The sequence below is a fragment of the Rhizobium sp. Pop5 genome (genome assembly GCF_024721175.1).
Lineage (GTDB): Bacteria > Pseudomonadota > Alphaproteobacteria > Rhizobiales > Rhizobiaceae > Rhizobium.
The window spans coordinates 108,486-134,464 of sequence record NZ_CP099402.1 but is presented as its reverse complement, the minus strand read 5'-3'; the positions used below and the strand labels follow the sequence as shown (position 1 = coordinate 134,464).

The window sequence follows — 25,979 nt, the reverse complement described above, 5'->3', positions numbered from 1 at the left end:
CCTTTGAAACAGAATGCGCCATCCTAAACCGCGCTTGTCGTGCTGCATGAAGCCAGGCAAAAATGCATTTGCCGGTCACACTGTTCTCAAGCGCCATCGGCCCAGCCCGGTTGTCGTCAAGCTCGCTCGAACGGCTCGCCCAGCGCGGCGACGCCGTTGAGCTTGAGCAGGCGGCGATCCGCCGAAATGAAGCCGAGCACGATGATTGTCACCAGATAGGGCAGGCAGGCGAGCAGTTGTGAGGGAACGTTGAGCCCGGTTGCCTGCGCAGCAAGCCCCATCAGCGATACTGCACCGAACAGACACGCTCCCAGAAAGATGCGGCCGGTCAGCCAGGTCCCGAAGACGACGAGCGCAATCGCAATCCAGCCGCGGCCGGCAATCATCCCATCCGCCCAGAGCGGCGTATAGATTGTTGCCGCATAGGCGCCGGCAAAACCCGCCATCATGCCGCCGATTGCCACCGCGGCGAAACGGATGGCAATGACTGGATAGCCGATCGCATGCGCCGCTGCCGGCTTTTCGCCGACGGCGCGGATGATCAGTCCGACTTTGCTGTAGTTAAACATTGCCCAGATCGCGACGGTCACGACCAGCGAAAGCCAAACGACAATATCCTGGCTAAACAGGCCGCCGATGACGGGAATATCGGAAAGACCGGGAACGGTAATCTTCGGCACCGCCCTGACCGTCAGGCTCTCGTAAGTCTTGCCGAACATTGCCGACAGGCCCTGTCCAAGAATGCCGATCGCAAGTCCGGTTGCGACCTGGTTTGCGTTGAAGCCGAGGACGATTGCCGCAAAGATCAGGGACAAGAGCGCCCCGCCGAGGCCGGCCGCGAGAAAAGCAAGGAAATGGCCGCCGCCGTGATAGACGATGATGAAGGCGATGACAGCGCCGAATGCCATCAACCCCTCGACGCCGAGATTGAGCACGCCGGCACGCTCGACGATCAGCTCTCCGAGCGCTGCCAGGAGAAACGGTGTCGCAGCCGCCAGCATGCCGGTCAGAACGAACTCGACCGCGCTCATGTCGGGCTCCTCGTCGCTGCAGGCCGCCAGGCAAGGCGATAGCGCGCGAAGGCGATGGCCACCAGATAGATAAGGAGCAGGCTGCCCTGGAAAACCCGCACGGCCGCGACCGGGAGATTGGCGGAGACCATGGCGTTGTCTCCGCCGATATAGAGCGCCGCCATGACGATTGCGGAGACGACGATGCCGATTGGGTGCAGGCCGCCGAGATAGGCGACGATGATGGCCGCATAGCCGTATCCGGTTGAGATCGAGCGTTGCAGCTGACCAAGCGGGCCGGCTACTTCGGCGGCACCGGCAAGGCCGGCAGCAGCCCCACCGATCAGCAGCGAAAGCCAGATTGCCGAGCTTTCCCTGAAGCCGGCATAGCTCGCCGCGCGCGGCGCCAGTCCGCCCACCTGCAATTTGTACCCAATGAAGCTCTTCTGCATGAAAACCCATGCACCGACCGACAGGAGAACGGCGAGGATGAGCGAGACATTGACGCGCGTCCCGTCGATCAGGATCGGCACCATCGCATCATATTGAAACATGACCGACTGCGGAAAATTGAACCCGTTCGGATCCTTCCAGGGGCCGAGCAGCAGATAATTGAGGAGTTGCACGGCAACGAAGCTCAGCATCAGGGAAACCAGAATTTCGTTGGCGTTGAGCCGGACGCGCCAGAAGGCGGTGAGCGATGCCCAGAGCGCGCCGCCCATCACGCCGAGCAGCAGCATTGCCGGCCAGATCCACTGGCCGGTCGCGTCTGGCCACCAGATCGGAATAACGGAGGCGAAAATCGCACCGAGCACGAACTGTCCCTCGGCACCGATATTGAACACCTTGGCGCGAAAGCCGATCGCAAGCCCCTGCGCGATGAGGAGAAGCGGGCCGGTCTTTAACAGCACTTCGGAAAACGACGCCCACGAAAAGAAGGGCTCGATCAGCATCGCATAGATCACCGCAGCCGGATCGCGCCCCATGGCGACGTAAAGTCCGAGATTGAGAATGACCGTGACGACGAGCGCGATGGGCGGCGCCAGAAGGGTGGCGGCAAGCGATGCTCGCTCGCGTCGCACAAGAGTGGGGAAGGCTGCGAGGAACGGTCGGCTCATGCGGTGGCTTTCTCGCGCTGCGGCTTGGATCCAATCATGTATCGGCCGATCTCTTCCGGGTTGGTGTCATGCGTGACCAGCGGCGGGCTCAACGTGCCGTGGTGCAGGACCTGTATGAAATCGCTGAGTTCGAACAGTTCCTCGAGCTCCTCGGAAATGACCAGGATCGCCATGCCGTCATTGCGAAGGCTCATGAGCCGCCTGCGGATCGCGGCGGCAGCACCGATGTCGACGCCCCAGGTCGGTTGGGCGAGGAAAAGAAGCTTCGGTGCCAGCATAATTTCGCGTCCGACGATGAACTTCTGCAGGTTACCGCCGGAAAGCGATCCGGCCTCTGTCCCTGGACCGCGCGTTCGCACGTCATAGTCCCGGATGCAATCATTGGTGAAGGCAATCGCCCGGACCGTGTCGAGCAGACCATGCCTGACGAGGCTCTGCGGATGGGCGGTCAGCAGGCTGTTATAGGTGAGCGACATTTCGGGAACCGCACCGCGACCCAGCCGGTCCTCCGGGACGAAGGCGAAACCTAATCGCCGGCGGGCGGCACAGTCGAGCGTGCCGACGTCCCGGCCCATCATGAAGATCCGGTCGCGCTGATCCCGCGGCAATAGGGTTTCGCCGGAAATCAGCGCTGCGAGTTCGCTTTGGCCATTTCCCGAGATCCCGGCAATGCCAAGGATCTCACCGGCGCGCACGGCCAGGCTTACCTTCGAAAGTGGCACGGCCAAAGGATCCGCCTGGTAATCGAGGCCGACAAGTTCCAGTCGTTTTTCGCCTTCGGCCAAAGGCAGCGCAGGCATGGGTTCCGGCATGTCGCGGCCGATCATCATACGCGCAAGCTCATGGGCATCATGCTCGCGGGGATCGACGTGACCGGTGACGCGTCCGCCGCGCAGGATAGTCGCGCGATCGCACAGCGACTGGATTTCTTCCAGCTTGTGAGAGATGAACAGGACGGACACGCCGCCGTCCCGCAGTCGGCGCAATGTATCGAAGAGCTTCTCCACAGCCTGCGGCGGCAGCACGGCAGTCGGCTCGTCGAGGATCAGCAGTTTCGGCTCGGTCATCAGGCAACGAATGATCTCCACCCGCTGCCTTTCGCCGACCGAAAGCGAATGGACGTGGGCGAGCGGATCGACCTCGAGGCCGAATTCATGCCCGAGCTTGCGAATGCGCTGCGAAAGCTCGCTTTTCTTGCCGGGCACGATCAGGCGGATGTTCTCGACGACCGTCAGGCTCTCAAAAAGCGAGAAATGCTGGAAGACCATGCCGATACCCGCGCGCCTTGCCTCTGCTGGAGAGGCAAGGCTGAGGATTTGGCCGTTCCAGGCGACCGTGCCGCTGTCCGGTTGCTCGACGCCGTAGATCAGCTTCATCAGGGTCGATTTGCCGGCCCCGTTTTCTCCGAGGATGGCATGGATGGAGCGGGCAGCGACGTCGAGATCGATCTGCTGATTGGCATCGACCGGGCCATAGCTCTTGGAAATGCCGCGCAGCGACAGGAGCGGGCTCACCATGACTTACTTCGGCAACGGCGTCGTCACACCCTTGACGTGCCAGTCCATCGCAACGATCTGGGCGTCGGTCAGCGTCGCACCCGAGGCGGCACCTTCGCTGCCGTCAGCCTTGGTGATCGGACCGGTAAACGGCGAGAAGCTGCCATCGGCAATCTTGGCCTCGATTTCCTTGATCTTGCTCATCGTATCGGCTGGGATCGCCGGGTTCCAATCGACGACTTCGACCACCTTGTCGGCAACACCGAGAAAGGCAGTGGCGCCTTTGAAGGTGCCGGCAAGATGGGCATCGACCGACGCCTTGAAGAAGGGTGACCAGTCGGTAGCGATGCAGCCCAGATAGGTCTTTTCTGCATATTTCTTCATCGACGAGTTGAGGTTGAAGGCATAGACGCCGGCTTCCTCGCAGGCCGAAATCACCGAAGGCGTGTCCTGCGCATTCGAAAAGATCACGTCGCAGCCCTGCGAGATCAGCGCCTTGGCGGCTTCCTGCTCCTTGGCCGGGTCGAACCAGGAATTGACCCAGACGACAGACACTTCGATATCCGGCCTGACGGCCTGCGCACCCAGCGTGAAGGCGTTGACCGAGGTGATCAGCTCGGGAATGGCAAAGGCCGACACCGAGCCGAGCTTGCCGGTCTTGGAGACGGCCGCCGCCGCCATGCCGAGCAGGTAAGTTCCTTGAAAGTACTTTGCGGCGAAAGGCGAGAAATTCGGTGCGACCTGGAACCCTGAAGCATGCAGGACGGTCACCTTCGGGTTGCGACGGGCGATCTGCAGCGCGCCATTTTGATAGCCGAAGGAGCCGGCGATCAGGAAGCGGTTTCCGTCGGCGACGGTCTTGTTCATGATGCGGTCGGCGTCCGGCCCTTCAGAGATGTTTTCGATGACCGTGACCTTCACCTTGTCGCCATAGGCCGCCTTGATCGGGTCGATGCCGGCGGCAAGCGCATGGCCCCAGCCGACGTCGCCGATTGGCGAGGGAACGACGAGGGCAATGCCGAGCGGTTCGTCGGCGGCGAACGCGGAGCGGCCGGCAAAAGCAGTCGCGAGGCCGGCAACCGCCGCGCTTTTCATGAGTGTTCTGCGGGTGAAATCGTTAGACATGTAGTTCCCTCTTTTTTTGGTTTTAGAATTTGATTGTCTCGAGCGCCGCTTCCGCGGCGGCGAAAAGCTGACTTTCGTCGAGGCCGATAAACTCGCCAGCCTGCCAGACGATGCGGCCGTTGATCATTGTGAGATCGGTCGGCATGCCGATCCCGACCTTGGTAATCAGGCTCAAAGGGTCGTGACGCGTTCCGACATAATCCATCCGCCTGGTATCGATCGCGAAGAGGTCGGCGGCCATGCCGGGAGCAAGCCGCCCTATATCGCTGCGGCCAAGCAGGCTCGCGCCACCCGTCGTCCCGTAGCTCAGGAAATCGACCGGCGCTGGAACCGGATGGGCGCGTGTCGAGGCCGTCAGGCACTGCAGCATATAGGCAGAGTGGATGCAGTGCATGAGGTTGGAATTGTCATTCGAAGCCGCGCCATCGCAACCGAGGCCGATCCGCAGGCCGAAGGCCGCCATCGCGGGAATGTCCGTCACTTCGGCGCCGACCAGGTAGACGGGTTCGGGGCAATGGGAGACACCCGTGCCGCTTGCCGCCATCTTCCGCAGTTCGTCATGTGTCAGTTCCCAGCAATGAGCATAAAAACTGTCGGGGCCGGCAAAGCCGAGTTCGGCGCAGTAGTCGACCGTACGCATCCCATGCCGCGCCTCGATGACCGGACTTTCGCCTTCCCCGACATGCGTGTGCAGCCGGACGCCGCGATCACGGGCGAGCGCCACCGACTCGACGAAGGTTTCGCGGTAGCAGTTCACAGGCTGACAGGGAGCGACGACCACCTGCCGCATGCTGAAGGCGCCGGCGTCGTGGTAGCTGTCGATCAGCCGGGCGCAATCGGCGATGAACTCGTCCGTGGTTTCCAGCATGGCGTCCGGAATCGTCGAGCCCTCGGACTTTGGCAGCGTATTGCCGCCACGGCCGGCGTGGAAGCGCATGCCGAGAAGCTCCGCTGCCTCGAACTGGCGATCGATCAGGCGCTTTCCGGCGTGCCGGGGAAAACAATATTGGTGGTCGAAGGCTGTCGTACAGCCGTGCTTGATCATCTCCGCCATGGCCGTGACCGACGAATGATAGAAGCAATCCTCGTTCAGCCGTGAGAAGATCGGATAGATCCGGTCGAGCCATTCGATGACGGAGAGCTTCGTCCAGTCGAGATCGGCCCGATTGCGTACGAAGCACTGGAAGAAGTGGTGATGGGTGTTGACGAGACCCGGGTAGACAAACCAGCCGGATGCATCCTGAATGATCGTGTCGCGAGGCAGGGCCTCTTGCGAAAGGTTCGTGCCGATCGCCTGGATCGACGGACCGCTGGTCAGCAGATCTGCGTTCCGGCGTACCGCCGGCCCGTTGCCTTCGTCGACGATAATGGCGGCGCAGTTCTTCAGCAGGTAGCCCGCCATCTCACTTCTCCTCTTTGACGGGATGGGGGTCGGGCTTCAACTCGTGCAGTCGGTGGATGCCGGGCATTTCGATAAAACCTTCAAGGCTGCGGATGGCGCGCATCCAGAGCCGGATGTTCGGATAGGGATCGAGCGAGATCCCGCCATCGGGCGCCAGTGCCACATAGGGGAAACAGGCTATGTCGGCGATCACCGCACGATCTGATGTCAGGAACCGCATGTCGCGGAGCCGCTGTTCAAAAAGCCTGGCCTCCAGTTCGCGCAGTGCTGCGACCCCTTGCGCCCGCAGCGCCTCGATATTGCCCGGGCGCAGAAGCATCTGATGCAGTCGCGCTCCACCGAGATTTGTCGTCAGCCGATGCGAAAACGAGAGCCATTGTTGCGTGCGCGCCGTCTCTTGCGGGCCGTCGCAGCCCAGCCAGTCGGGGCCGCTTCGGGCGGCAAGATAGGCGAGCATGGCCGAGGATTCGGTCAGCACGAGATCACCATCCACGAGGATCGGGATGGACCCCGCCGGATTGAGGGCCAGAAGCTCGGGACCGCGATGCTCCATCCCGGGATGGAAATCGACCGGGCGGATATCCAGCTTGATGCCGAGGAGCGCGGCCATCAGGCGGATCTTGTAACAGCTCGGTGATAGGATGTAGTCGTAGAGCTTCATTGGGCGACCAGCTGTGCGCCATAGAGATAATTGCGGCGCTTCAGCCAGCGCCGGTAAGCGATCGATGTCAGGTCGGCCCTGGTCGGAATTTCCATCCCTGGATCGAGCGGCAGAAGGGCTGGGATCTGGTTTTCGAGGATCGACCGATCCTGCAGGAAAATCATCTGCTGAAAATGGATGAGGTCTGTCATTGGCGTCACATCGTCGAAGAGGGCCATCCACGGCCACACGTCGCAAAGGTCTTCCGCAAGCGGCTGGACGAACAGGGTAATGACATCCCATTCCTCCGGACGAGGCGGGCAGGTCTTGTAAAGCACCGAGCAGGTCGGGGCCGGAACGCGGTACATATATTCGGTTGTGATTCCGCCGGTCGCGGACTTTGCGGCCTGCGGCTGGTAGAACTTTACCTGCGTCGCCCAGACTTCATCCTCTTCCTCACGGATCTCGACTTTATAGTTTTCGACCTCCGTATGCGGTTCGGCCCCGAGTATGTCCGTGTGGACGAAGGGAAAATGCGCGACGTCAAGGAAGTTCTCGACTGCCCGCAGAGGCGAGCAGCGCACCCGCACGACGCCGACGTCGACGAAGCGTCGGCCGGGCTGATCCGCTTCGGGGATAGCAAACAGCTCCCTGGCGGGAGTGCCGAGAGAAGACCAGACATGACCATAGCGGATGCGAACAGGCATGGAATTTCCATTGCCCGATATGACCCGCGCAGCACCGTCAGGCGTGCGGACCACCTCGATCGGCTCGCCCATCAAAGCGGTCTTGCTTCCTGCCTCGATGAGTTGGCTGAGCAGGCCGACCGGATACCATTCATCGAGCATCGCGCCGGCTTCTCTCATGCGGCATCCTTCCGGCGTGTCTCCGCCCGGCGGCGCACGGCTTCGGCGGTGCGGGATGCCGTAACCCGATCTCCGACATTGCGATCCCGTTCGACCAAGACGTGAATGAGCGTGGACCCACTCTGCGCCATCGGCAGCAGTCGGATCCACGAATAATCAACGAGCTGGATCAGCCCGTCGGCACCGGCTTTTCCGCCGGCTGCCGCCTCGATTGCTTCGATCTCGGCATCGATCGTCAGCGAGCGTATTGGAGAGAGATGGCCAAGGCGTGGCGGCGGCATGGCCGGTTCGCCGACTGCCACCCAGACGATGCCGTCCGATTCTTCGACCCTGTGGACCGCTACCCGAATCGTTTCCGGCGGCACGAGACCGGGATGAGCCGGGATACGCACGCATTCTCCCGCCGAAGAATAGCTCCAGCCGTGATAAATACAGGAGAGCGCCTCGCCCCGCACGAAGCCCTGAGACAACCGCATGCCGCGATGTGGGCAGCGGTCCGACGCGGCCGAGACGCACCCGGATTGACTGCGCCAGAGAGCAATCGATCGTGCCGGGATCGAGGCCGGTAGGACGGTTGCCGATGGCAGGTCGTCAGAAAGCGCGACAGGCATCCAGGAGCCGGCCGTATCGGAGGGCATGGCCTTTATTTCCTCAATCTTACCAATGGACTAGCACTGCTGGCTTTGTGCAGGCCCCGTGCGAAATGCAATTCTAGCTTCAGAGGCTTGCATAAAAAACTCGCATTGGCAACGACGGATTAAATAAACGGCATCATGTCAGATGCTGTGTCGCACCGTGTATCGGCGGCATCTACAATCCTGCGCTGAATCTCGTCTACCCAGACATCGATCGGGCCGAGTAAACATCCCACTTCGAGCATGTCGATCAGCTCCACAGGCCCTACGACCTCGAGCTCGATTCGCTTGGCGTCGACATGAAAGAAATCCTGCGAAAGGCCGAGCTTGTCCGCATGGCGGCGGATCCACGGAACGAACGAGGCGGAATTGACGTCGCCGAGAATGGTGAGCCGTTCGCGTAACTCGCTCTGCCGTGACAGTGTCATCTAAATTCTCTCGTACTTCCTATGATGACAGCATAGCGCTTCGATGCCGTCGTGAAAGGGGCTTGAGGGGCGAGAGGTCCGGGATCTTCTGAATGACTTCGAGGCGATGCAATTCTTTCTGCGACATGGTGATCAAACAGGACATGACGACTCCGACCGCTCATGGTCTCGACCAGGCTGAAGGTCGTCATCCTTGCTCCCAACGTTGGCATTGACCAGCACGTCGAGAGGCGAGACTGTCGCATCTCTAACTGGCCCAACTGTCGCATTACTAAATAGCCGTGTGAGTTCATGCTGAACCGCGACTTGCGGGTGTGAGTTCATGCTGAACCGCGACTTGCGGGCTTGGTCAAGCTAACCTGCATACCGCATCTGGGCGAGCAGTTTCTTGCGGAAGACCTCTGCGGGCGTTCGATAGCCAAGACATTTGCGTGGCGTATCATTGAGCCGATTGCAGACGTCGATCAGGTCGGCGTCGGTCACGGACAGTGGATCGACCTCTCTCGAAAGCCATTTCCGGACCCGGCCATTGGTGTTCTCGACGGTGCCTTTTTGCCAGGGCGATTGCGGATCACAAAACCAGGTTTGGGCGCCGATGCTGGCTTGCAGATACGGCCAGTCAGTGAACTCCGTCCCCCGGTCGAAGGTGATGGAACGGCGAGCAAGGTGGGGCAGGGCCTGCAGTGCTTGAACAAGGCCGTCCATGACAGGACGGGACTGACGGTCATTGTTGCGCAGGAAGATCGCGAAGCGGCTGACTCGTTCGACCAGCGACGTCACATTGGCCTTGCCGAACTTTTTCCGAAACTGGATCAGGTCGCATTCCCAATGCCCAAACTGCTTGCGCTCGGCAACGACATCGGGGCGCCGCAAGATGTTGAGTTCCGGGCTAAACCGTTGACCATGCTTGCGTCTGGCATGTCGTGGTCGGCGTCGCGCACGATGCTCCGGTAGGTGCCGCCACAGCTTGATGGCGTGCCCGTCGGGCGAATATGCGAACTTGTAGATCGTCTCGTGGCTGACAGAGATCGGATGGCGTTCCAGGCGCATGCGTCCTGCAATCTGCTGTGGCGACCAGCCGTGTACGATCCGGTCGATGACAGATTGTCTGACGTCAGAGAAGCGCGCCAGCTTCCGCAGCTTCGTACGCCGGTCACAAGCGATATCATGCGCTGTGACGCAGTAGTAGCCGTTGAGATCCGGAACATCGTTGTCGATAAACGTGTTGCGTTTGATCTCCCGAAAGATCGTCGAACGATGCCGGCCGAGCTTCTCGGCAATACTCTCAACGCTCAGGCCAGTCATTCGCCACCGGGCGATCTTGCGTCGTTCATCCAGATCAATATGGGAGTAGGTCCGTTTCATTGCATCTTCCTTGCGAGTGATAACCCATTGGTATCATTCGCAAGTCGCACTTCATCCTTGAACCCACCCCGTGGAGAATCTAACCCAAGCGCATCATGCCGTTTTTAAGGGTAGGGGATCAGGCCCCGTCTTGCAAATGTGTGAGGAAGACTTCGGCTGGCGTTCGATAGCCGAGGCACTTGCGAGGCTGATCGTTGAGCTGGCGAGCGAGCTGAATCAGGTCCTGCTGCGAGATGGCCGTCAGGTCCGTCTCGCCTGGCATGAAGCGGCGGATACGTTTGTTGGTGTTTTCCACCGCGCCTTTCTGCCACGGTGCGCTGGGATCGCAGAACCAGCTGCGTGCGCCGATGCCATCTTCCAAAGCCCTGAATCCGGCAAACTCCGTGCCGCGGTCGAAGGTGAAGCTCTGGCGTGCGAATGCCGGCAAGGGAGAGAATGCTTTGATGATCTTGTCCATGATCGGTCGCGAGTGCCGGCTCTGGTTCTTGATCATGACGGTATAGCGGCTTTTGCGCTCGACCAGTGAGGTGACGTTGGCGGGACCCATATCACGTCGGAAGATCAGCAGGTCACCCTCCCAATGACCGAATTGCGATCGATCGTCAATAAAATCAGGTCGTTGCGATATCTTGCATGCCTCAGGAAACACGCTGTCGCGTGGTTTCCTGGAGCCGCGGGGACGGCGTTTGCGACGTGCCTCGGGCAGGTAACGATAGAGGCCCAACCCATAGTCCTCCTTGGAATAGACGAAGCGATAGATCGTCTCGGCGCAAATCCTAACGAGGCTGAGGCCGTCCGCCCATAGACGGCCGGCGATCTGCTCGGGCGACCAGGAGGCCTGCAATCTGTCGACGATCAGGTCGCGCAATTGCGGATGCCGTCTGAGCTTCCGCAGGCGCTGCCGCCGGTCCTTGGCGATGTCGTTGGCAACCGTCGAGAAGTAGCCGCTATATTCGGGAAGCTCGCGATCATGGAATGTATTGCGCCTGATCTCGCGATAGATCGTTGAGCGGTGCCGGCCGAGCTGGCGGGCCATCTCATTGACCGGCACCTTGCGTTCGACAAGCTGGTGCAGCCGACGGCGATCGGCGAGGGTCAGTTGCAAATAGCATCGGGACATTCCAAAATCTCCAAGGGGAAGCCATTGTTTTTTCTGGCATGTCGCACTTGGAAATAGAATGTACCCCGCTACAAAAGGAAATCGCATAAGATAGCTTATGGAACATCGCAGCCCATACCTTTTTGTGCAATATTTCGCCAGATATTCACGCCCAAACGCCGCAATTGCCGCCGACGGGCCGCCGGATAGTTGACTATAATACTCAAGGAATATAGGCGCTTGGATTTCGAGCCATCATCCGACGCGCGTGACCATGCATCTGACCGACATTGTTTCCGAATTCGCTCGCACCGGGGATCGCCCGGCGCTTCTTTTCGGCAGCGGGCGGAGCCTTTCCTATGCGGAGCTCGACGAGCAGATGCGACGCTTCGCAAACCGGTTGGGTCACGGGGAAAAGCGGCTCGTGGCTATCGCTGCGGAAGCCTCGGAGCATGCCATCGTCGCCTACCTCGCGGCACTGCGCTCCGGACACGCGGTCGCCATGCTGCCGCCCTGCGACGAGAGGATTTGGGATGATTTTATCGACGCCTTTCAACCGGATTTCACCTTCCGTCGCGCCGATGGACGCTGGCGTCTGATCGAAGAAAGCCGGCCCGGAAAGGACAGAGAGGCGATCCATCCCGATCTCGCGCTGCTGCTCATGACATCGGGCAGTTCGGGCGCTGCCAAGGCAGTGCGCCTTTCCCACGCCAATCTCGACGCCAATTCACGTTCGATCGCGGCCTATCTCGAACTCTCGTCCACCGATCGCGCCGCCTTGGTCCTGCCTCTCCACTATTCCTATGGGCTGTCGGTGCTCAACTCCCATCTCATTGCCGGCGGCAGTATTTTCTTTCCCGGCACCTCGGTGACGGACGGCGATTTCATCAGCATCATCGATGAGAGCGGCTGCACAAATCTTTCCGGCGTGCCCTATTCCTATGAACTCCTGGAAAGATCGAATTTCCGTACCTCTCATACCAGGGCGCTGCGTCTCATGACGGTCGCGGGCGGCAAGCTCGACTCTGATCTAATCCGCCTTTACCGGGACCATATGCGTGCGAAAGGCGGCCGCTTCTTCGTCATGTACGGCCAGACCGAGGCGACGGCGCGCATCGCCTTCGTTCCACCGGAAAGCCTGTCCGACGACGAGCAGCGCATCGGCCTATCAATACCGGGGGGCAGCCTCACCCTCGCCGATGACGAGGGCAGGCCGATTACCCAATCAGGCATCTCCGGAGAACTCATCTACCGGGGCCCGAACGTGATGATGGGCTATGGAATCGAGCGCAGCGATCTTGCCCGCGGCGCCGAGATCGAAGCGCTGAGCACCGGCGACATTGCCGTGCGGGATGAACAGGGCTTCTTCCGCATCGTCGGGCGAAAGAGCCGCTTTGCCAAGATCGCCGGCCTCAGGATCGGCTTCGACGTCATGGAACAGGCGCTGCTGCGCGAGGGAATTGCGGCGGCGGTTCTCGGTGACGATGCGGGGCTGCAGGTTTATGTGGTCGACGCAGGCTCTTTGAAGCGCGCGCAGGCGATCCTTGCTGAGGCAAGCGGTCTTCCGGCCAATCTGATTTCCGCGACGGCGCGCGCGCGTCTTCCAAGGCTTGCTTCCGGCAAGATCGATTACGCCGGTCTTAAGGAGGAGACGCGGAAAAGGCGGGCAAAACCCCGCGTGGCGTCGGGCACGGTGCTGGATGCCTATGCCCGCGTATTCTATCCCCTCGCCGTCAGCCGCAGGGACAGTTTCATCTCGCTCGGCGGAGATCTGCTGCGTTTCCTGCAGTTGGTGATCGAGCTCGAACATCTTGGCGTTGCTGTTCCCGACGGCTGGGAACGCATGACGATCGCCGAGCTTGGCACGCGCCAGCCGGCGGCGTTTCCGGCGAAGCGCGACGGGGCAAGCGGGGTACCGGTCGACCTGGTGCTGAGAGCCGTCGCAATCCTGTTGGTGGTGATCCAGCACGAGACGTTCTGGCCCATTCCCGGCGGTTCCGGCGTAATGATGCTGCTGGTCGGCTTTAGCCTGGCTCGCTTTCAATCGGGCCATTTGTTCGCCGGCCGCCTTGGCCTGGCGCTGAGACCGGCCATCAATGTCCTGATCCCCTATTTCCTGATCGTCGCCGCCTATGGCGTCGCCTGGCAGGCGGTTCCGTGGGCTTCGGTCACGCTTACAGGCAATTTCGGCTATGCCGAGCCGGAGCGCCACGAGATGATCCCCTATCTCTACTGGTTCATCGAAGCCTATGCGCAAATTCTTCTCGCCTTCGCGCTCATCTTCGCCCTGCCGGCCGCACGCAGGCTGGCGCTGGCGCGGCCTTTCACCTTCGCGCTGGGTCTGTTGGCTCTTGCCGTCGCGGCGCGCCTTTCGCTGCCGCATTTCATCGAAATCGGCGGGCGACAGATCTTCGCGACCTATTGGGTCTTTCATCTCTGCGTTTTCGGCTGGTGCGCGGGCTTTGCCGACGGGCCGGCAAAGCGGCTGGTTTTGATGGCGTCGGCTGCACTGGTCCTCGGCTACCTCGCCTTCTGGGAGGCCATCTGGATCGGAACCACGATCAAATATCTGACAATCTTCGCAGCGCTCCTTGCCCTTGTTTATATCACGCGCATTCGGTTGCCGGCGCAGACGGCGCGTCTCGTGACGTTGATTGCGACATCAGCCTTTCCGATCTATCTGTTGCACCGCTTCGTCCCGGAATTGCTGATGGCGCCTGCGGCGGGCATTCTTCCTGCCGCCGCCTTTCATCTCGTGGCGATCGCGGGCGGTGTCGTGGCCGGTATCGCCGCCAACCACGCGCTGGCGGGATTTCGCAATCTGCTCGGAAGACACGCGCTTGAACGCCGGCTGGAGTTAGCGCTGCCGATCGGCTCAAATTGATGTTGGGAAGCGATCGGCATGCGGTGATGACGGAGGCGGCCGTCGGCGGGACGGCAATTCAGCCAAGCGCGTGACCGGCCAATGCTTTTCAGCCGATCAGGTGTGGCGGCGCACATCGCCGCCTAATCCATGATGTGGTAGCCGCCGTCGATATAGATCGTGTCGCCGGTCATCGACCGCGCCGCGTCATGCGCCAGAAAAGCCGTCGCCATGCCGACATCGTCGATCGACACCAGGTTGCGTGTCGGCGCCCTTTCCTCGGCCTTGCTGAGCAGATCGTCGAATTCCGGGATGCCGGAGGCAGCCCGTGTCGCCAGCGGGCCGGGCGAGATGGCATGCACCCGAATGCCCTTCGGCCCGAGTTCGGCGGCGATGTAACGCACGGCGCTTTCGAGGGCCGCCTTGGCGACACCCATAACGTTGTAGTTCTTCACCACCATCTGGCTGCCGTAATAGGTCATGGTGAAGAGAGTGCCGCCGCGTTTCATCAACGGCTCGGCGAGTTGCGCCATGCGGATGAAGGACCAGCAGGAAATGTCCATCGTCTTCAGGAAGCCTTCGCGCGGCACATCGACGACACGGCCCTGCAGCGTATCCTTGGGCGAAAAGGCGATTGAATGGACAACAAAATCCAGCTCGCCCCAATGTTCCTCGATGCGATCGAAGACCAACTCCAGCTGCCCCGGCATCGATACGTCGAGAGGCATGAAGATCGGCGCTTCCAGGACGTCGGCCAGCGGCTCGACATGGGGCTTGGCCCTGTCGTTGAGATAGGTCACCGCGAGCTCGGCGCCGAGCGCTCGGAAGGCTCTGGCGCAGCCCCAGGCGATCGACTGGTCATTGGCGATGCCGACCACCAGCCCGCGTTTGCCTTCCAGAAGTTTGGCCTTCACATCAGGGATCATCATCAGCCCCTCTCTTCGGTCTAAAGATTGCCCGTCACGCGGCAATCAATGCGTATGTGTGCCGCGCGATCATCAATTCCTCGTCGGTCGGTACGGCATAGACGGCGACCCTGCTATCGTCGCTCGAAATCAACAGCTCCCCGGCGGCGTTTCGCCTGCTGTCGAGTCTGACGCCTAACCATTCCAGCGTCCGGCTTATCCGCTCGCGCATCACAGGCGAGTTTTCCCCGACGCCTGCCGTGAAGACAAAAGCGTCCAATCCGCCGAGTGCGGCGGCCAGCGTGCCGGCATTGAGGCCGATGCGATGGACGAAATGATCGAGCGCGAGTGCCGCCCCCGGCTCCTCGCTCGCCAGCAGGTCGCGCACGTCGTTGCTGACGCCTGAGAGGCCCTTGAGGCCGGACTCCTTGTAAAGAAGATCCTGCAGCTCCTGTGCGCTCATGCCGTGCTGCTGGAGAAGATAGAGAAGCACGCCCGGATCGATCTGGCCGCAGCGCGTGCCCATCGGCAGGCCGTCGAGAGCGGTGAAGCCCAATGTGCTCTCCACGCTTTTTCCCTGGTGGAGCGCGCACATGGAGGCACCGCTTCCGAGATGCGCGACGATGACCCGCCCGCCGCCGATGTCGGGCGCGATCTCGGCCAGCTTTCCGGCGACATATTCGTAAGACAGGCCATGAAAACCATATCGCCGCACGCCCTCGTCGAAATAATGGGCGGGAATGGCATAGTGGTCGGCCATCGGATCGTGACCACGATGGAAGGCGGTATCGAAACAGGCGACCTGGACGAGCTGCGGCTGGTGTTCGAGCAGCACGCGGATGGGCGCAAGATTGTTCGGCTGATGCAGCGGCGCGAGCGGCGTATAGCGTTCCAGTTCCCGCAGCAGCTTTTCATCGATGCGCGCCGGGCGCATATGGTCGGGGCCGCCATGGACGACCCGATGGCCGACGGCGATCAGTCGCCCCTGGTGTCTCTCCCGCAGCCATTGTCCGACCACGCGCATGGCAGCGGGAAGATCGGGAACGGCCTCGTGCGGATAGTCTTCGTCCGCCAGCCGGTCGCCGCCGGCGCTCTTGATGGTCAGATGCGGAGCGGTGCCGATGCCCTCCATCTTTCCCTTTATCTGCCGCGCAAGCGAGCCCGCCACGGAGAAGACTTCGAATTTCAGGCTGGACGAGCCGGCGTTGACGACGAGGATCGTATCCATGGCATCAACCACCCTGTATCGGCGCCGTGCGGCGGCGCGCTTCGGCAAACAATACGCCGACGGCGCAGGAGGCGAGACGCGCCCGCACGTTATCAGCCCGCGACGTCAGGATGATCGGCACGCGCGCACCAAGGACGATACCTGCCGCATCCGCCCGGGCCAGGAAGGTCAGGTTCTTCGCCAGCATGTTGCCGGCCTCGAGATTGGGAACGACGAGGATCTGCGCCCGGCCGGCGACCTCAGAGTGGATGCCTTTGATCCTTGCAGCTTCCGGATCGATCGCATTGTCGAAGGCGAGCGGTCCGTCGAGGATGCCGCCCGTGATCTGACCGCGCTCGGCCATCTTGCACAATGCCGCCGCGTCGATCGTCGACGGGATCTTCAAAGTGACCGTCTCGACCGCCGAAAGGATCGCCACCCGCGGCGTGCCGAGACCGATCCCGGTGAAAAGATCGATGGCGTTCTGGATGATATCGCGCTTGGCATCGAGATCGGGGGCGATGTTGATGGCTGCGTCGGTGATGAAGAGCGTTTCGGCATAGTTCGGAACGTCCATCACGAACACATGGCTGATCCGCCGTGCGGTTCTCAAGCCTGTCGTCGACGAGGTCACCGCTCGCATCAGCTCGTCGGTGTGCAGACTTCCCTTCATCAACAGGTCAGCACGGCCCTCACGGATAATCTCCACGGCTTTGGCGGCGGCCGCGTCACTGTGCGGGGTGTCGACCAGCTCGAAGGGCGAGATATCGATGGCATGGGCCTTTGCGGCCGTTCGTATTTTTTCCGCCGGCCCGACAAGGATCGGACGCATCAGTCCGTTTTCGGCCGCCTCGACAGCCCCGCGCAACGATGCCTCGTCGCAGGGATGAGCAACGACGGTCGTCATCCGAGGCGCCTGCCTGGCCTTGGCGATCAGCCGTTCATACTTCTCGTGCCGCCTGGCTTCGCCAGTGTTTTCCCAATCCGGCATGTGCCTGTGCTCCCTCTTGAAAGACACGATCAAGTCCCGATCGGTCGGCTATTTCACGCGCCTGACTGCCCTGAGCGGCGTGGGGCTGTCCGGCGAAACCGGCCCCGCAAGCGGCGCTTGCGAAAGGCCGAAGAGGCTGACGATCTTCTGCCAGCGCTGTTCGGCCTCACCGGAGAGGGCGCCGCGCGCATTCAACACCTCGCGGAGCGAGGACAAAGCGTGGCGACGATCGTCCTCGTCTGCCGGCAGGAGATGCGGGATCGCATCGACGGCCGCCTGCTCGTCGATGACGAGCATGAGGAACTGGTCGCGGATCAGGGCCTTGAATTCGGCAAGCGTCATCGCCGGCATTCCGTCTTTGGTGCGCCGCATCCGACGGATGGCGGCAAAACCGCGTTCGTCGGCCGCACCGTTCGCCATGGCGACATAGAGCAGGCTGCGCGCCAAGCCCTCCTTCAGGCCGCCCTTGTCCATCTGGGCTCTCAGTTCCTCGATGCGCGCTTTCAGCGCCTGTGCATGCAATCCGGTCTTGCTCCCGCGCCGCTGCGGTCTCTCGTCCGCCGGATTTATGCCGACTGCCGCCTGCAGGAACGGAGACCCATAGATGGTGAGGAACGCCGCCTCGCTGAGTGTCTCGATGCCTTCACGCCATGCATCGAGCCCGGCAACGATCTGGCGCGAAAAGATTTGCTCCAGGGCGAGGAAGGGATTGCCGGCAACGACGGGATGGCGCTCCTCCGCCACATCGACGGCGAGGTCGGCGATGCGCGACATCCAGGGATTGAGATCGGAAAACAGCTCATATTGCAGCCGGAGCGGATGCATCCTGCGCATTTCTTCGGCCACGTGTTCCGAAACCAGCGCGCGCACGAAGGGCTGAGCGAAGGTGCGGTAGAGCGACAGGTTGATCTCCGAGACCTTGGCTGCCGTCGCAAAGCGCCTGTTATCGGCGGCATTGTTGCAGCCGAGCGCACGGATATCGTCCAGCGTCCTTTCCTCGCAGCGCATGATCCAGTCGCCCTCGACCAGGTCGCCGCCGACGGTCGCATCGGTCTTGGCTTCGAAAATGGCCTCGTAGAGGCCGGGCGGCAGCGCGTCGATCAGGTCGATATTGCTGGAGAATTCCCCGTGCTCCTTGCGGGCGACGCCGGCGGAGACGAAGATGCCGAGATGGCCGATCTTTTCATGCACCGTGTAGACGATCGTCTGCCCGTGCGAGCGGATTTCGTTGACGCTGTCATAGAGATCGGTGATCCAGCCGAGGGCCTGGGCAGGCGGGGTGATATTGTCTCCCTTGGAGCAGAAGACCACAACGGGCGCGCGGATATTCCGGAGATCGATCGCCTCGCCCTTCGAGGTCTTTATATGGCCGGCGGCGAGATTGTTGCTGACGAAGAGTTCGTCGACGATGAACTGAATTTCCGCGGCATTGAGATTGACGTGATTGCCCCACCATTGCTCGAAGCCGAGATAGCGCGGCGCTTCGGTGTCGATCCTGGAATAGAGGTTATATTGCTTGGTCCAGAGCGTATTGGCGGGGTTCTGGTTCTCGAAATTCTGCACCAGCCAGGCGCCGTCGAACTTCCCGTGGCCGAGATCGCCGGCAAGCGCCGTCAGCCAGGAGCCGCCGAGCAGGCCGCCGGTATAGCGCATCGGATATTTGCCGCGTTCACCCGCCCAGTATGAAAGGGGCGCCCCGGCAATGATGATCGAGCCGAAGAGTTCCGGGCGCATGGCGGCCAGCATCATCACAGCCCAGCCGGCCTGGCAGTTGCCGATCACACAGGGCTTGGCATCGGCGTCGGGATGCAACGCAATGACCTTTTCCAGAAAGATCGCTTCGGCAAGCGCAATATCCTCGATCGTCTGGCCGGCCACCGGCTCCGGAAGGAAGCCGATGAAATAGCAGGGGTGTCCGGCTTTCAACGTGACCCCGATTTCGCTGTCGGCCTTGAAACCGCCGATACCCGGCCCGTGCCCGGCACGCGGATCGACGACGACGAAGGGCCGGCGCGTCTCGTCGATCTCTGTGCCTTCAGGTGGAACGATGCGGACCAGCGCATAGTTGACGGGCCGCTCCAGCGTGCGCCCATCGAGAAGAACCTCGGGTGTGAAGCTCAATACATGCGGGGCTGCCGCTTCGGAATGGACCCGATATTGATTGCCGCGCTGACGCATCACATCCCAGTAGAGGACGCTGCGCTCTGCGGCGTCCCTGACATAATCGAAAGCAAAACCGGCTGGGCGTAAGTGCGTGACGTAATCAAGCTTGGGGAGATAGGAAGGATACCGCATGCCAACCTCCTGCTCACCGCTCTCGGCGGAAGCTCAAAGACTTAATGCTGGGTGATAGTCTCGATCCTCGTGCATTGCTGGCCTATGGCGGCGCTGCGGCCACACGCCCTCTTAGCAGTTGCAGCATAAGCGGAGCACGCTGCCTCACCAACGTATTTTACGGTAGCATACACGGCGGTTCGCCGGCCTGACTGGGAAAGATCACGGGTAGCCTGAACAATCAGGATTGATGGGGACGTTGTGCCCCATGGTCGGATTCGGGTCAGCCGAGTGCGTGACCGGCCAATGCGTATATTTTCGGCGTGGCCGCATGCCTGCGTTCCCGAACCGCCAGCCACGGGCGGCCGCGCGACATGGTGGTGACGGTGTCGAAAACGGAAAGGCCGCATTGGGCGAGGAAGTCGGAAAAAGCTCCGCTTTTCTCCCGTGTGTCGAGCCGCAGGAATTTGCCCGCGTGCTCGACGGCGTGCGGGCGGATGACGGCGATGGCATCCGCATCACTTGAGGCCGCCACCGGGCCGATGACATGGCCGCGGCCGAACCGCCGGCAGAAGGAAAAGGCCTCGATCTTTCCGTCGCGTGTCAACCCGAAGCCGCTGGACGAAGGAAGGATCCGGGAAAGGAGCGCGGTGCGATCGGCGCCGAAGGCCTCCCGGTCCAGGGCGGCAATCGCCGTGAGATCGGAGATATCGAGCGCGCGAAGTTCGGCGCCGGGCGGCGTTTCCGCGGAAGCGGGAGAGAAAGCCTCGCCCTGACATTGGGAGACGACGGCTTCCGTGGTGAAATCGAGGGAATGATAGAGGCGTTTCGCCGCCCGCGTGGAGTTGAGGCCCAGATTGCGCTGGGGAATCTCGGTGAGGACGTAGTCCATCAGCCATTGGCCGGCGCCCCGGGCCTGCAGGCGCGGCGAGGTGATGACGAGGCCGATCGTGGCGAAATCCTCGCCATAGGGAAACCACATGGCCGATCCGAGAACGCGGTCGACTTCGTCAAGCGCGACTACGCCCTTGCCGAGCTCGCGAACGAATTGCCAATCATCGGCGCGGTGCGGCCAGCCCACGCCGATCGACAGGGCATGCAACTGTTCGAGATCGACCGTATTGATGTCGGCGATGCGCATCTCGAAGCTGTCGACCAGTTTCGATTTCCCAGCGACCACGCGCTTCCTCCAGAATTGATCCCCATGGCAACGCCGGCCAAACGCATGGCCGGACGTCCTCTCCCAGGAGAGACTATAGGAAACCCGTCAGCAGAAATCGCTGGTGAATCCCACGCCGGCGCAACAATCAACCAAATCGGTGAAGCTTTCGGCATCTAAAGCCTTGCGTCCTGGAAAAGATTCCAGTCGGCGGTGTCGCCGTTCACTCAAGAGGTTGGGAATGTCTTCTCCCGTCAGCGCTGATCGACCGTCCAAGGCCCTGCCGGCCACCTCCGCGGTCGAGATCCTCCAAAAGCTGATCGGCTTTCCCTCCGTCGTCGGCACGTCCAATGGCGCCATCGTCGGCTGGATCGATGCCTATCTCCGCTCCTTCGGGATCGAAGCCCTTATTCTTCCCGGTCCCGAGGGCGACCGGGCCAATCTCATTGCGACCATCGGCCCCTCCGACAGACCGGGCTACATCCTTTCCGGCCACATGGATGTCGTTCCCGCCAGCGAGGCGGGCTGGAGTTCCGATCCCTTCGTGCTGAGAGGCGAAGGTGAGCGGCTTTTCGGGCGCGGCACGTCCGACATGAAAGGCTTCCTCGCCGCCGTGCTCGCCGCCGTGCCGTCGTTGGTCGCGAGCCCCCTCGCCCGCCCGGTCCACCTCGCCTTTTCCTATGACGAGGAGGCAGGCTGCCGCGGCGTGCCTCACCTGCTTGCCCGGCTGCCCGATCTCTGCGCGCGCCCGCTCGGTGCGGTGATCGGCGAACCGAGCGGCATGCAGGCAATCCTCGCCCACAAGGGCAAGGCCGCCGCCCGCATCACCGTCAAGGGCCGCACCGGCCATTCCTCCCGGCCCGATCTCGGTCTCAACGCCGTGCACGCCATGGCCGACGTGCTGAACGCGGCGATTTCGACGGCGCAGGGTCTCACTCAAGGGCCTTTCGACGACGCCTTCGAACCGCCCTATTCATCCCTGCAGGCTGGAACCATCTGTGGCGGCCAGGCCGTCAACGTCATTCCCGATCTCTGCACACTGGAAGTGGAGGCGCGGGCGATATCCGGCGTCGATCCCCTCTCCCTGCTCGCCCGTGTGCGCGAGGCCGCGGAGGCCCTGAGGACCCAGGAGGTTGCCGTCGAATGGGATGTGCTCAGCAGCTATCCGGCTCTCTCGCTGCCAAAAGGCGCACCGCTCGCCGATCTCCTGCAGGAGTTGACGGGCAAGGCACCGCTCGCGGCCGTTAGCTACGGCACAGAAGCCGGCCTTTACCAGCGCGCGGGCGTGGACGCGATCATCTGCGGTCCGGGCGATATCGCCCGTGCCCATAAGCCGGACGAGTTCATCCTGACGAGCGAGCTTGCCGCCTGCCAGGCGATGGTCGAGGCGCTTGCCGTCCGCTGCCGCGCCTGATTTCCCGAGACGAGGATTCCGGACGATGACCTTTCTCTTCAATTCCGATGCGCGCCGCGGTGCCGTCTTCCAGGAAATCTTCGCGCGCGAATTGCCGGATCTGCCTTTCTCGATGGAGCCTCAGACCGTCGATCCGGATGCTGTGCGCTACCTGATCAGCTGGACGGTTCCCGCCGACCTCGCCCGCTACCGCAATCTCGAAGTTCTGTTTTCCATCGGCGCCGGCGTCGATCAGTTCCAGATCGGCGAGGTGCCCGATCATGTGAAGGTGGTGCGCATGGTCGAGGAAGGCATCGTGCGCATGATGCAGGAATATGTCGCGCTTGCCGTGCTGGCGCTCCACCGCAACCTGCCCGCCTATCTCGACCAGCAGCGCGATCGGGTCTGGAAGGCCTTGCCGCAGCTTCAGGCTGCGGAACGTCGCATCGGCGTGCTCGGCCTTGGCGTTCTCGGCCAGGCCGTGCTCGAGCGGCTGCAGCCTTTCGGTTTTCCGCTCTCGGGCTGGAGCCGGTCGGCCCGCGATCTCGATGGAGTGACGTGCTACGCCGGAGACACTGGCCTCAAGACCATGCTGGCCGAGACCGACATTCTGGTCTGCCTCCTGCCGCTGACCGATGAAACCCGCGGCTTTCTCAACGCCGGCCTCTTCGCCCGCCTGCCGCAGGGTGCGGCGCTCGTTCATACCGGCCGCGGGCCGCAGCTCGACCACGATGCCCTGATTGCGGCTCTGGACCGCGGACATCTCTCCGGTGCGGTGATCGACGTCACCGATCCGGAGCCGCTGCCCGCGGACCATGCCTTCTGGAGCCATCCCGGCATCGTGCTCACGCCCCATGTCGCGAGCGTCACCCAACCCCATAGTGCTGCCCGCGCCGTCGCCAACAACATCAAGCGGATGCGTGCCGGATTAGATCCTGTTGGCTTGATCGACCGGCGTCGCGGCTACTGACAGTTCAACCTTGAAAGGAAAAGCCATGACGCTTTTGAAGACCATCGACCCGAACCCTTCTTTCGCGCCGCGCGAAAACCTGCCGCTGCCGGAGCGGCTGATATCGGGGAATCCGGAGTTCAAGACCTGGGCGCAGGATGTTGCCCGCGGCGAGATGATCCATACCGGCGTCTGGGAAGCCACTCCGGGCGTCACACGCTCAATCAAGGGTGAGACCTTCGAATTCTGCCACATCCTGTCCGGCGTCGTCGAAATCACTGGGGAAGGCGGCGATCCCGTCCTCTACAAGGCGGGCGACAGCTTCGTCATGAAGCCGGGCTTTGTCGGCGTCTGGAAGACCATCGAAACGGTCCGCAAGATCTACGTCACCGTCATGGCCTGAAGACGCCAAACAATAAGCTGCCGGGCGGCGGCAGAACGGGTTTTTCCGCTGTCGCCCCCGCCCTCATCGGATCAAGCTACTTCGGCCGTTCGGCTAGCCTCGTTTTAGTGATCCGAGGTATTGCCATGACGCTGAGTTTCGATCCCGACAGTCTTTCCCTTCCCATCGGGCATCTCATTGGAGATCGCCTCATACCGGCGGACGGCGTCATTCCCATGCGCCGCCCGTCCGACGGCAGGGCCTATGCCGATTGCCCCGTTGCCGGCGAGGATCTGGTCGATCAGGCCGTTCAAACGGCGAAGGCGGCGCTGAAAGACAGCAACTGGGGCGGCGTTCGCCCGCGCGAGCGCCTGAAGGTGCTGCACCGATGGGCCGATCTGATCGAGCAGGAAGCACCTCATCTGGCAAGGCTGGAGGCGCTGTCGTCGACCCGTCCCGTCGGTCATCTGGTGGAAGGCGACATAGCGGTTTCGGCCGAACAGATCCGCTTCTTCGCCGAGTTCGCCGACAAGGAGGGCAGCGATCTGGTGCCGACCGACGACGGCAATCTCGGCATGATCATGACGGAACCCTATGGCGTGGTCGGCGCGATCACGCCGTGGAATTTTCCGATATCGATGGCGGCATGGAAGCTCGGCCCGGCGCTCGCTGCCGGCAATGCGGTGGTTCTGAAACCCTCCGAGATGACGCCCTTTTCGACCATTTATCTGGCGGAGCTCGCCCTTCGCGCCGGCCTGCCGGCCGGGCTGATCAACGTCGTTCTGGGCGACGGCCCGGTCACCGGCACGGCGATAACGGGCCATCCCGATATCAGCAAGGTGAGCTTCACCGGCTCGACGCGGGCGGGATCGGCGATCATGGAAAACATCGCCCGAACCGGTATCAAGCCGATGACGCTGGAGCTTGGCGGCAAGAGCCCGCAGCTCGTCTTCGCCGATGCGGATCTCGACAAGACCGCGGCCGCGATTGCCGCCGGGATCATGAGCAATGCCGGCCAGGCCTGTGTGGCCGGCTCCCGCCTGATCGTCGCGGAAGCCGCAGCCGGCCCGCTCGTCGAGGCGATCGCTGCCCGGATGAAGACCGCCGTTTCGGCTCCCACCTGGGATAGCGCGGCGCAATATTCACCAATCATTTCCGAGAAGCAGCAGGATCGCATCCATGCGATCGTCTCCGCGGCTCTCGATGCCGGCGGCGAATGCCTGACCGGCGGCAGTCCGATGGATGCCCCCGGCTATTTCTACAGGCCGACCCTGATCGTCGGGATCGACGGGAATTCGCCCGCGATCACCGAAGAGATTTTCGGCCCCGTGCTGACGCTTCAGACATTCCGGGACGAGGAAGAAGGGCTCGCGCTGGCGGATCATCCGACCTACGGCCTTGCCGCGGGGCTCTTCACCCGCGACCTTTCCCGGGCGATCCGGCTCACCCGCCGCCTGCAGGCCGGAACGGTCTGGGTAAACCGGTACAACCGCTCGCGCGATCACATCCTTCCCACCGGTGGCTACAAGCAGTCGGGCATCGGCAAGGACCTCGGCCGCGAGGCCTATCATGCCAACCGCAAGAGCAAGAGCGTCTTGATCAGCCTTTGAGGAGGATATCGCCATGACAACCTATCGGATCGCTCTCATTCCAGGCGACGGTATCGGGCGCGATGTCACCGCCGCCGCCTGGTCGGTACTTGAGAAGGTGGCCGACAAGACCGGCTTCACGCTTGATGGTCAGGAATTCCCCTGGTCCTGCGCCTTCTACAAAGAAACCGGCACAATGATGCCGGCCGACGGCATCGAGACGCTGCGCGGCTTCGACGCGATTTTACTCGGCGCTGTGGGATGGCCGGCCGAGGTGCCGGATTCGGTATCGTTGCACGGCCTTCTGCTGCCGATCCGCAAGAGCTTCGTGCAATATGCCAATATCCGCCCCCATCGCCTGTTGCCCGGCGTGCAGGGCCCGTTGAGGTCCGCAGGCTTCGATATCCTCTGCATCCGCGAAAACACCGAGGGCGAATATTCGGGCGCCGGGGGCCGCGTCCATCAGGGCACGGTGGACGAGGTGGCTGTGGAGACCTCCATCTTCACCCGTACCGGCGTCGAGCGCATCCTGCGCTTCGCATTCGAACAGGCGCGTGCCCGCCGCGGCAAGCTCGCCTCGGTGACGAAGTCGAACGCGCAGAAATATTCGATGGTCTTCTGGGACGAGGTCACCCAAAGGCTTGCCGCAGAATACACCGATGTGGAGGTGACGAGCTACCATATCGACGCCATGGCGGCGCGCATGGTGATGGCGCCGGAAAGCCTCGACGTGATCGTCGCCTCCAATCTCTTCGGCGATATCCTCACCGATCTCGGCGCCGCCATCCAGGGCGGGCTCGGCTTTGCCGCCTCGGCCAACATCAATCCTGGCCGCAGCGCGCCGTCGATGTTCGAACCCGTGCACGGATCGGCTCCTGATATCGCCCATCTCGGCGTCGCCAATCCGATCGCCGCCATCTGGTCCGGTGCCATGATGCTCGACCATCTCGGGGAGAAAGCTGCCACCGGTACCATCATCAAGGCGATCGAATGGACCACCGGCTGTGGCATCGGCACGGTTCCGGGCAAGGACCGGACCGAGGCGATCACCGCCGCCATTCTCGCTCAGCTGTAATTTCGTCA

At 62.1% G+C, this 25,979-nt stretch carries 22 protein-coding genes; 6 read left to right on the top strand and 16 right to left on the bottom strand.

What is annotated here, in order from left to right; genetic code table 11:
* Positions 1-116 precede the first annotated feature (116 nt).
* From NE852_RS28775 to NE852_RS28725, 11 genes are all read right to left on the bottom strand, one after another.
* Positions 117-1,031 carry an ABC transporter permease gene (locus NE852_RS28775; RefSeq protein WP_008532554.1) on the bottom strand — a complete coding sequence of 305 codons (915 nt, stop codon included), beginning with the start codon at positions 1,029-1,031 and terminating at the stop codon, positions 117-119.
* Positions 1,028-2,128 carry an ABC transporter permease gene (locus tag NE852_RS28770; RefSeq protein WP_008532555.1) on the bottom strand — a complete coding sequence of 367 codons (1,101 nt, stop codon included), beginning with the start codon at positions 2,126-2,128 and terminating at the stop codon, positions 1,028-1,030. Before NE852_RS28770 ends, NE852_RS28775 begins: the two co-directional genes overlap by 4 nt.
* On the bottom strand, positions 2,125-3,645 hold the full coding sequence (locus tag NE852_RS28765) for an ABC transporter ATP-binding protein (protein WP_008532556.1): 1,521 nt from the start codon (positions 3,643-3,645) through the stop codon (positions 2,125-2,127). The genes NE852_RS28770 and NE852_RS28765 overlap by 4 nt, the downstream gene beginning before the upstream one ends.
* Positions 3,646-3,648: 3 nt before the next feature.
* Positions 3,649-4,749: a BMP family ABC transporter substrate-binding protein gene (locus tag NE852_RS28760; protein WP_037174007.1), complete on the bottom strand. Its 1,101-nt coding sequence runs from the start codon at positions 4,747-4,749 to the stop codon at positions 3,649-3,651.
* 22 nt (positions 4,750-4,771) lie between these two features.
* Positions 4,772-6,151, bottom strand: coding sequence for an amidohydrolase (locus tag NE852_RS28755; protein ID WP_008532560.1), 1,380 nt, complete (start codon positions 6,149-6,151; stop codon positions 4,772-4,774).
* Position 6,152: 1 nt separating this feature from the next.
* Entirely contained in the window at positions 6,153-6,812 is a 660-nt protein-coding gene (locus tag NE852_RS28750; protein ID WP_008532561.1) for a glutathione S-transferase family protein, read from the bottom strand.
* Positions 6,809-7,657 (bottom strand): aromatic ring-hydroxylating dioxygenase subunit alpha, encoded by an 849-nt coding sequence (locus NE852_RS28745; RefSeq protein WP_037174009.1) that lies wholly within the window; start codon positions 7,655-7,657, stop codon positions 6,809-6,811. The genes NE852_RS28750 and NE852_RS28745 overlap by 4 nt, the downstream gene beginning before the upstream one ends.
* On the bottom strand, positions 7,654-8,295 hold the full coding sequence (locus NE852_RS28740) for a Rieske (2Fe-2S) protein (protein WP_258157129.1): 642 nt from the start codon (positions 8,293-8,295) through the stop codon (positions 7,654-7,656). Before NE852_RS28740 ends, NE852_RS28745 begins: the two co-directional genes overlap by 4 nt.
* A gap of 119 nt (positions 8,296-8,414) precedes the next feature.
* Positions 8,415-8,720: a hypothetical protein gene (locus NE852_RS28735; RefSeq protein ID WP_008536748.1), complete on the bottom strand. Its 306-nt coding sequence runs from the start codon at positions 8,718-8,720 to the stop codon at positions 8,415-8,417.
* A 354-nt stretch (positions 8,721-9,074) separates the two neighbouring features.
* Complete coding sequence (locus NE852_RS28730; protein ID WP_008536882.1) at positions 9,075-10,085, bottom strand: IS30 family transposase; 1,011 nt, start codon at positions 10,083-10,085, stop codon at positions 9,075-9,077.
* 118 nt (positions 10,086-10,203) lie between these two features.
* Entirely contained in the window at positions 10,204-11,205 is a 1,002-nt protein-coding gene (locus tag NE852_RS28725; RefSeq protein ID WP_008536871.1) for an IS30 family transposase, read from the bottom strand.
* Positions 11,206-11,458: 253 nt separating this feature from the next.
* On the opposite strand from NE852_RS28725, the gene NE852_RS28720 reads away from it, so the two are divergent.
* Complete coding sequence (locus NE852_RS28720; protein WP_258157128.1) at positions 11,459-14,068, top strand: AMP-binding protein; 2,610 nt, start codon at positions 11,459-11,461, stop codon at positions 14,066-14,068.
* 122 nt (positions 14,069-14,190) lie between these two features.
* On the opposite strand, the gene fabI is transcribed toward NE852_RS28720, so the two are convergent.
* The 5 genes from fabI to NE852_RS28695 form a co-directional block, all read right to left on the bottom strand.
* The gene (fabI, locus tag NE852_RS28715) at positions 14,191-14,976 is read right to left on the bottom strand and encodes an enoyl-ACP reductase FabI (RefSeq protein ID WP_008532564.1); all 786 of its coding nucleotides are present in this window, start codon (positions 14,974-14,976) and stop codon (positions 14,191-14,193) included.
* 31 nt (positions 14,977-15,007) lie between these two features.
* Positions 15,008-16,180 (bottom strand): acetate/propionate family kinase, encoded by a 1,173-nt coding sequence (locus NE852_RS28710; protein ID WP_008532566.1) that lies wholly within the window; start codon positions 16,178-16,180, stop codon positions 15,008-15,010.
* 4 nt (positions 16,181-16,184) lie between these two features.
* Positions 16,185-17,150: a phosphate acetyltransferase gene (locus NE852_RS28705; RefSeq protein WP_258157127.1), complete on the bottom strand. Its 966-nt coding sequence runs from the start codon at positions 17,148-17,150 to the stop codon at positions 16,185-16,187.
* 48 nt (positions 17,151-17,198) lie between these two features.
* On the bottom strand, positions 17,199-19,445 hold the full coding sequence (locus NE852_RS28700) for a DUF3141 domain-containing protein (RefSeq protein ID WP_008532573.1): 2,247 nt from the start codon (positions 19,443-19,445) through the stop codon (positions 17,199-17,201).
* A 262-nt stretch (positions 19,446-19,707) separates the two neighbouring features.
* Entirely contained in the window at positions 19,708-20,565 is an 858-nt protein-coding gene (locus NE852_RS28695; RefSeq protein WP_128623611.1) for a GNAT family N-acetyltransferase, read from the bottom strand.
* A 259-nt stretch (positions 20,566-20,824) separates the two neighbouring features.
* Here NE852_RS28695 and argE point away from each other — a divergent pair, with 259 nt between their 5' ends.
* The 5 genes from argE (at position 20,825) to NE852_RS28670 (ending at position 25,971) form a co-directional block, all read left to right on the top strand.
* The gene (gene argE, locus NE852_RS28690) at positions 20,825-21,997 is read left to right on the top strand and encodes an acetylornithine deacetylase (protein ID WP_008532576.1); all 1,173 of its coding nucleotides are present in this window, start codon (positions 20,825-20,827) and stop codon (positions 21,995-21,997) included.
* Positions 21,998-22,022: 25 nt separating this feature from the next.
* A complete protein-coding gene (locus NE852_RS28685) occupies positions 22,023-22,946 on the top strand; it encodes a glyoxylate/hydroxypyruvate reductase A (RefSeq protein ID WP_258157126.1) in 924 nt (307 codons plus the stop codon).
* Between the two features lie 25 nt (positions 22,947-22,971).
* Positions 22,972-23,328: a cupin domain-containing protein gene (locus tag NE852_RS28680; RefSeq protein ID WP_008532579.1), complete on the top strand. Its 357-nt coding sequence runs from the start codon at positions 22,972-22,974 to the stop codon at positions 23,326-23,328.
* 125 nt (positions 23,329-23,453) lie between these two features.
* Entirely contained in the window at positions 23,454-24,917 is a 1,464-nt protein-coding gene (locus tag NE852_RS28675) for an aldehyde dehydrogenase (protein WP_258157125.1), read from the top strand.
* 13 nt (positions 24,918-24,930) lie between these two features.
* Positions 24,931-25,971, top strand: coding sequence for a tartrate dehydrogenase (locus tag NE852_RS28670; protein ID WP_008532584.1), 1,041 nt, complete (start codon positions 24,931-24,933; stop codon positions 25,969-25,971).
* Positions 25,972-25,979: the final 8 nt, after the last annotated feature.

What these genes read in the sequence shown, in the direction of transcription:
- NE852_RS28775 (WP_008532554.1), bottom strand. Translation starts at nt 1,031, where the DNA reads ATGAGCGCGGTCGAGTTCGTTCTGACCGGCATGCTGGCGGCTGCGACA.
- NE852_RS28770 (WP_008532555.1), bottom strand. Translation starts at nt 2,128, where the DNA reads ATGAGCCGACCGTTCCTCGCAGCCTTCCCCACTCTTGTGCGACGCGAG.
- NE852_RS28765 (WP_008532556.1), bottom strand. Translation starts at nt 3,645, where the DNA reads ATGGTGAGCCCGCTCCTGTCGCTGCGCGGCATTTCCAAGAGCTATGGC.
- NE852_RS28760 (WP_037174007.1), bottom strand. Translation starts at nt 4,749, where the DNA reads ATGTCTAACGATTTCACCCGCAGAACACTCATGAAAAGCGCGGCGGTT.
- NE852_RS28755 (WP_008532560.1), bottom strand. Translation starts at nt 6,151, where the DNA reads ATGGCGGGCTACCTGCTGAAGAACTGCGCCGCCATTATCGTCGACGAA.
- NE852_RS28750 (WP_008532561.1), bottom strand. Translation starts at nt 6,812, where the DNA reads ATGAAGCTCTACGACTACATCCTATCACCGAGCTGTTACAAGATCCGC.
- NE852_RS28745 (WP_037174009.1), bottom strand. Translation starts at nt 7,657, where the DNA reads ATGAGAGAAGCCGGCGCGATGCTCGATGAATGGTATCCGGTCGGCCTG.
- NE852_RS28740 (WP_258157129.1), bottom strand. Translation starts at nt 8,295, where the DNA reads ATGCCCTCCGATACGGCCGGCTCCTGGATGCCTGTCGCGCTTTCTGAC.
- NE852_RS28735 (WP_008536748.1), bottom strand. Translation starts at nt 8,720, where the DNA reads ATGACACTGTCACGGCAGAGCGAGTTACGCGAACGGCTCACCATTCTC.
- NE852_RS28730 (WP_008536882.1), bottom strand. Translation starts at nt 10,085, where the DNA reads ATGAAACGGACCTACTCCCATATTGATCTGGATGAACGACGCAAGATC.
- NE852_RS28725 (WP_008536871.1), bottom strand. Translation starts at nt 11,205, where the DNA reads ATGTCCCGATGCTATTTGCAACTGACCCTCGCCGATCGCCGTCGGCTG.
- NE852_RS28720 (WP_258157128.1), top strand. Translation starts at nt 11,459, where the DNA reads ATGCATCTGACCGACATTGTTTCCGAATTCGCTCGCACCGGGGATCGC.
- fabI (WP_008532564.1), bottom strand. Translation starts at nt 14,976, where the DNA reads ATGATGATCCCTGATGTGAAGGCCAAACTTCTGGAAGGCAAACGCGGG.
- NE852_RS28710 (WP_008532566.1), bottom strand. Translation starts at nt 16,180, where the DNA reads ATGGATACGATCCTCGTCGTCAACGCCGGCTCGTCCAGCCTGAAATTC.
- NE852_RS28705 (WP_258157127.1), bottom strand. Translation starts at nt 17,150, where the DNA reads ATGCCGGATTGGGAAAACACTGGCGAAGCCAGGCGGCACGAGAAGTAT.
- NE852_RS28700 (WP_008532573.1), bottom strand. Translation starts at nt 19,445, where the DNA reads ATGCGGTATCCTTCCTATCTCCCCAAGCTTGATTACGTCACGCACTTA.
- NE852_RS28695 (WP_128623611.1), bottom strand. Translation starts at nt 20,565, where the DNA reads ATGCGCATCGCCGACATCAATACGGTCGATCTCGAACAGTTGCATGCC.
- argE (WP_008532576.1), top strand. Translation starts at nt 20,825, where the DNA reads ATGTCTTCTCCCGTCAGCGCTGATCGACCGTCCAAGGCCCTGCCGGCC.
- NE852_RS28685 (WP_258157126.1), top strand. Translation starts at nt 22,023, where the DNA reads ATGACCTTTCTCTTCAATTCCGATGCGCGCCGCGGTGCCGTCTTCCAG.
- NE852_RS28680 (WP_008532579.1), top strand. Translation starts at nt 22,972, where the DNA reads ATGACGCTTTTGAAGACCATCGACCCGAACCCTTCTTTCGCGCCGCGC.
- NE852_RS28675 (WP_258157125.1), top strand. Translation starts at nt 23,454, where the DNA reads ATGACGCTGAGTTTCGATCCCGACAGTCTTTCCCTTCCCATCGGGCAT.
- NE852_RS28670 (WP_008532584.1), top strand. Translation starts at nt 24,931, where the DNA reads ATGACAACCTATCGGATCGCTCTCATTCCAGGCGACGGTATCGGGCGC.